The sequence below is a fragment of the Sphaerisporangium sp. NPDC088356 genome (assembly GCF_040685555.1).
GTDB lineage: Bacteria > Actinomycetota > Actinomycetes > Streptosporangiales > Streptosporangiaceae > Sphaerisporangium.
This window is the reverse complement of record NZ_JBFBIK010000217.1, coordinates 1-5,032: the sequence shown is the minus strand read 5'-3', so window position 1 is coordinate 5,032 and position 5,032 is coordinate 1. Positions and strand designations below refer to the sequence as shown.

7 protein-coding genes are annotated in these 5,032 nt (G+C 70.8%); 2 read left to right on the top strand and 5 right to left on the bottom strand.

All coding sequences use genetic code 11. The annotated features are described in order from the left end of the window. Positions 1-417: 417 nt before the first annotated feature. Both AB0O34_RS36060 and AB0O34_RS36055 read left to right on the top strand, forming a co-directional pair. On the top strand, positions 418-612 hold the full coding sequence (locus AB0O34_RS36060) for a hypothetical protein (RefSeq protein ID WP_363923366.1): 195 nt from the start codon (positions 418-420) through the stop codon (positions 610-612). Positions 613-787: 175 nt separating this feature from the next. Further along, a complete protein-coding gene (locus AB0O34_RS36055) occupies positions 788-1,018 on the top strand; it encodes a hypothetical protein (protein ID WP_363923365.1) in 231 nt (76 codons plus the stop codon). A gap of 167 nt (positions 1,019-1,185) precedes the next feature. Here the strand turns inward: AB0O34_RS36055 and AB0O34_RS36050 are convergent, their stop codons facing one another. From AB0O34_RS36050 to AB0O34_RS36030, 5 genes are read right to left on the bottom strand one after another with little or no spacing between them, the layout of a single operon-like run. Next, positions 1,186-1,638 (bottom strand): PH domain-containing protein, encoded by a 453-nt coding sequence (locus tag AB0O34_RS36050; RefSeq protein ID WP_363923363.1) that lies wholly within the window; start codon positions 1,636-1,638, stop codon positions 1,186-1,188. A 48-nt stretch (positions 1,639-1,686) separates the two neighbouring features. After that, positions 1,687-2,157, bottom strand: coding sequence for a 6,7-dimethyl-8-ribityllumazine synthase (gene ribH / locus AB0O34_RS36045; protein ID WP_363923361.1), 471 nt, complete (start codon positions 2,155-2,157; stop codon positions 1,687-1,689). A 55-nt stretch (positions 2,158-2,212) separates the two neighbouring features. Further along, complete coding sequence (locus tag AB0O34_RS36040) at positions 2,213-3,430, bottom strand: bifunctional 3,4-dihydroxy-2-butanone-4-phosphate synthase/GTP cyclohydrolase II (protein ID WP_363923359.1); 1,218 nt, start codon at positions 3,428-3,430, stop codon at positions 2,213-2,215. Continuing rightward, the gene (locus AB0O34_RS36035; protein WP_363923357.1) at positions 3,427-4,047 is read right to left on the bottom strand and encodes a nicotinamide mononucleotide transporter family protein; all 621 of its coding nucleotides are present in this window, start codon (positions 4,045-4,047) and stop codon (positions 3,427-3,429) included. Before AB0O34_RS36035 ends, AB0O34_RS36040 begins: the two co-directional genes overlap by 4 nt. Beyond that, a complete protein-coding gene (locus tag AB0O34_RS36030; protein ID WP_363923355.1) occupies positions 4,044-4,652 on the bottom strand; it encodes a riboflavin synthase in 609 nt (202 codons plus the stop codon). The genes AB0O34_RS36035 and AB0O34_RS36030 overlap by 4 nt, the downstream gene beginning before the upstream one ends. Positions 4,653-5,032: the final 380 nt, after the last annotated feature.

The following is a 5,032-nucleotide window of genomic DNA, read 5'->3' as shown; positions in this document are numbered from 1 at the left end:
ACATCTGATCAACGATCACTAATCCGGACAGATCTCATGAACGCCGGGGCCGTGGGCGAGGGGGTGCTTCCGGAGCTGCGCCGCCGGGGCGCCCTCGACCGCACGGGGGAATCCGTCCGGCTCACCGCCTGACCGGGTCAAGCGCTTTCAAGGGGCGCGGGAATTCCCGCCGGAGACCCCGGCGGGAATTCCCCCTCAACTCTCGCTGTAAGACCGTTTTCACGCGCACATATCGCGCCGGGCGGTGGCATTTTAAATGCTTCTCATGGTTTAGCCGGTCGAATGCCGGGGATCGCCGTTCATCCAGTTCACCAGGAAAACCACGCGCGCGCCCCGCGCGGCCACGGCGACGCGTTCGGCCAGCGAGGGTGGAAGGCGCCCTCTGGCGCGTAACCGGCGAGCGACAGTGGGGGTTCCGTGGCCGATCACACCGCGAGGGATGACGTGTTCATCGCCGGCTGCCGCGCGCGGCCCGCGTTCGACCTGGCGGCCGGCACGTGGGACGCCGTCGTGCTGTGGACGCTGCGCGACGGCCCGTACCGCCCGGGCGATCTGCAAGAAGAATTCGCCGAAAAGTCATCCGGAGGCCCTTCGATTCCGAATCACGTTTGAACGGGCCCAGCACGTTCTGTAAACGCGCTGTTGACTCGGGTTACCGACGAAGGGAAGCTGTCATAGTGACCCCCACGCATGCCCCCCTCCACGCGCCGCACCGCGCCTCGGTGAAGCTGAGACAGCCGCGCCCACACCCCGGAGGCGCGGCATGCGACCGGTGACGGTGAACCGGATGACACTGGCGCAGGTCCAGCAGAGCCACGGCAGGACGTGGGAGATCCTGGACTTCTACGGCGGCTGGGTGGCGTACAGGCGTCACCCGTGGTCGACCGCCGCGGCGAGGTTCGGCGTCTCCAACGTGCTCGGCGCCGACAACCTCGAAGACCTGGCCCGGCAGCTCGACGAGCAGGCCGCGGCCGAGGCCCGCCGCAAGAGCCGCCATCCCCCTGCCGAGGGCGGCTGAGACTGGCGGGCCCCGTCGAGAGCCCGGCTCCACGGCCACCGGCGCCTTCCCGGTGTTGAGGGTGCGTTGAGTCAGGTGGAGCGCCGGGCGCGGCCCCGCGGCGTTGCCCCTCACCCACCGAGCCGGGGCCTTCAGTGCCTCCTCGGCGAATCGTCGCGACCATCGGTCTAGCGGCGGTCGGGGGCCTCGCCGTACTGGTGGATGAGGGCACGCAACTGGGTCACGGCCTTCTGGGAGCGCCCCTTCTCGGCGCCCTGGATGCCCATGGCTCCCACGCTGGAGCCGTCCGCCAGGTCGAGCTTGGGCCACGGCTCGCCCTCGGGGAGGTTCACCCCAAGCACCTCCGGCCATTCGTACCGGTGGACGCGCACGGCGTTGACGATCGTCACGCCCCGCTCGTCGGCCTCGACGCGGAGCCGGCCGAGCAGGTGCAGGATGAACGCGACCAGGCAGCCGAAGACCACCAGGCCGATCTTGTCGGGCAGCTTGAACGGCGGGGGGAGGAGCACGGCGAGCACGATCGAGCCGACGACCATCACCGTGGCAAAGCCGTACGCCAGGACCCGGGCGCGGCGCGGACGCCAGATGACCGGCAGGGGCGGGAGGTCGCTGTCAGGCACGGCGGCCCGTCCGGCGGGCGCGGCAGGTGGATCGGCGCGGCAAGTTCCTCATCCCTTCAGGTCACGCAGGACCATCGCTGTCTCGATCGCCGCGACCGTGGCCTCGTATCCCTTGTCCTCGTGACTGCCGGGCAGGCCCGCACGGTCGACGGCCTGATCAAGGTTGTCACACGTGAGGACCCCATTGCCCACCGGAGTCGACTCGTCCAGGGACACCCGGGTCAGTCCCGAAGTGACCGAGTCGCAGACGTACTCGAAGTGGGCCGTCTCACCGCGCACGACCACCCCGAGCGCGACGACGGCGTCGCACCGCCGGGCGAGGGCCTGCACCACGACCGGGATCTCCAGCGATCCCGCCACCCGCACCGTGACGCTGGCCGCGCCGCACTCCTTCGCGGCCCGCTCCGCGCGGGCCAGGAGCTGGTCGGTGATCGGCTCATGCCACCGGGCGGCCACGATGCCCACGGTCAGGCCCTCGGCGGCGACGGGGGCGGCCTTCGGCCGTCCTGTGCCGCTCACCGGGTCTCGCCGCCCGCCGCCACGCCTCGGCTCCGCCGGCCGCGCTCGACCCCGTTCATCGCACTCCTTCGATCTGGTGGCCGAGCCTGTCGCGCTTGGCCGTGAGGTACTTGATGTTGTACTCGTTCGCGGCCACCGGCATGGGCTCGCGGCCGAGGACCTTGATGCCGTAGCCGTCGAGGCCGCGCAGCTTCGCGGGGTTGTTGGTCAGCACCCGCACCGACTTGACCCCGAGGTCGGCCAGCATCTGGCCGGCGTTGGAGAACTCGCGGGCGTCCACGGGAAGACCGAGCTCCAGGTTGGCGTCCACGGTGTCGCTGCCGTTGTCCTGGAGACTGTAGGCCTTGAGCTTGGCCAGCAGCCCGATGCCGCGCCCCTCGTGGCCGCGCAGGTAGACGATGACCCCCCTGCCCTCGGCCGCGACCGCGCGCATGGCGTGGTCGAGCTGCACCCCGCAGTCGCAGCGCAGCGAGCCGAGCACGTCCCCGGTCAGGCACTCGGAGTGCGCGCGGACCAGGATGTTCTCGCCGTCGCCGAGGTCGCCGTAGACCAGGGCCATGTGCTCGCCGCCGTCGATGCCGCTGGAGAAGCCGTACGCGCGCCACAGGCCGTACCGGTTCGGGATCTCGGTGACGGCGACCCGTACGACCACGCGCTCGGTGCGGCGGCGGTACTCCGACAGCTGCTCGATGGACACGAGCGCGAGGTCGTGCTCGTCGGCGAACCTGCGCAGCTCGGGCAGCCGCGCCATCGTGCCGTCGTCGTTGACGATCTCGGCCAGCACGCCGGCCGGGGTGAGCCCGGCGAGCCGCGCGAGGTCGACGGCCGCCTCGGTGTGGCCGCGGCGGGCGAGCACCCCGCCGTTGTGGTAGCGCAGGGGGAAGATGTGGCCGGGACGTACCAGGTCGAAGGGCTCGGTGGCCGAGTCGGCGAGGGTGCGGATGGTCTTCGCCCTGTCGGCCGCGGAGATGCCGGTGGTCACGCCGTCGCGGGCGTCCACGCTGATCGTGTACGCCGTGCGGAGCCGCTCGCGGTTCTGGTGGACCATGAGGGGCAGGCCGAGCCGGTCGAGGTGCTCGCCGAGCATGGGGACGCAGATGACGCCGCTGGTGTAGCGGATCGTGAAGGCCAGCAGCTCGGGGGTCGCCTTGGACGCGGCGAAGATGATGTCGCCCTCGTTCTCGCGGTTCTCGTCGTCCACCACGACGACGGGCCGGCCCTCGCGTATGTCCCTGATCGCGCGCTCGATCGGGTCGAGCGTGATGTCGCTCATGCTGTGACTACCTCCAGCCGGCGGCTGTACTGCCGCCGCCACTCGCGGATCCCGAGCAGAACCATGACGAAGAAGACGCCGTACACCACACCGGAGACGACGAGGCCGGAGCTGAACGCCAGGGGGACGCCGACCACGTCCACCGCGATCCAGATCCACCAGAAGTCGATCAGCGCCCGGCCCTGGGCGTAGGTGGCGATGGCGCTGCCGACGAAGATGTAGGCGTCCGGGACGGGGGCCCACGACCACCCGGTCACGGTGAAGAAGAGGGCGACCAGAGCCGTGGCCGCCACCATGACCCCGATCAGCGTGACCCGCTCGCGGGTGCTCCCCGGCCGTACGGGCAGCGTCTTGCCCTCCTTGGTGCCCCGCGCCCAGCGGACCCAGCCGTAGAGGGCGAGCACGCCGAACATCGCCTGCTTCAGCGCGTTGCCGGTGATGTGCGCCTCGATCGAGGCGGCGAACAGCAGCACCGATCCGAGGAGCTGCACCGGCCAGGTCCAGATGGTGCGCTTGATCGCCAGCCACACGGTCGCGAGCGCGCAGATGTTGCCGACCAGGTCGGTCCAGAGCACATGCTGGCCGGCCAGGGTGAAGCCCGCCTCGGTCCAGCTCACGAGGCGGCTCCCTGGGTGTGGGCGCCGACGAGCTTCTCGACGTACTTGGCGATCACGTCGACCTCCAGGTTCACCGGGTCGCCGGGGCGCTTGAAACCGAGCGTGGTGAGCTGGAGCGTCGTGGGGATGAGGCTGACGGCGAACTCGGCCTCGCCGACGCTCACCACGGTCAGGCTGATGCCGTCGACGGCGACCGACCCCTTCTCGACCACGTAGCGGCCGAGGCCTGGTGGCAGCGAGACGCGCACGACCTCCCAGTGCTCGGCGGGCTCGCGCGACAGCACCTCGCCGGTGCCGTCCACGTGGCCCTGCACGATGTGGCCGCCGAGCCGCTGGTCGGCGCGTACCGCGCGTTCGAGGTTGACCCGCGTGCCGGGGGTGAGGGACCCCAGCGAGCTGCGGTCGAGGGTCTCCTTCATCACATCGGCGGTGAAGGTGTCGCCATCCGCGTCCACGACGGTCAGGCAGACCCCGTTGACCGCGATCGACTCGCCGTGGCGGGCGCCGGGGGCGACGACCTCGCCGCGGATCGAGAAGCGCGCCGCGTCGGGCAGCACCTCGACCCCGGCGAGCTCGCCGAGCTCCTCAACGATTCCAGTGAACATCAACGCTCCTTATGCGATGCGGCCGTACGGGGAGCCGGAAGCTCGGCCGATCGGAACCTGCGTGAGGAAGCAACCCGTGAGGACCCACGCGTCTTCCGTGGGAGGAGGGGAACCCCGGGGAACCCAGGGACGCGGCGGGGCGGCCGGCACGCACGCGGGAGGCGGGTGCGGCGGGAATGGCGGGAGAGGATGCGGCGCGTCCGATCGCGCGGCACACGATGATGTCCGGTCGGCCCACCCGGCCCCTCCTACTCGCCAGTAGCTTTGCTGCCACGGCGGGCCCCGGGGTGATCGGGTGCGGCACACGCACCACGGAGGCGTCCGATTGTGCTCGACGTTGGTCACGTAGACGCCGTTGCGCTCGCCGGTCTCGCCGGTTT

Coding starts and splice junctions, on each gene's coding strand:
- AB0O34_RS36055 (WP_363923365.1), top strand. CDS start 788: ATGACACTGGCGCAGGTCCAGCAGAGCCACGGCAGGACGTGGGAGATC.
- AB0O34_RS36030 (WP_363923355.1), bottom strand. CDS start 4,652: ATGTTCACTGGAATCGTTGAGGAGCTCGGCGAGCTCGCCGGGGTCGAG.
- AB0O34_RS36040 (WP_363923359.1), bottom strand. CDS start 3,430: ATGAGCGACATCACGCTCGACCCGATCGAGCGCGCGATCAGGGACATA.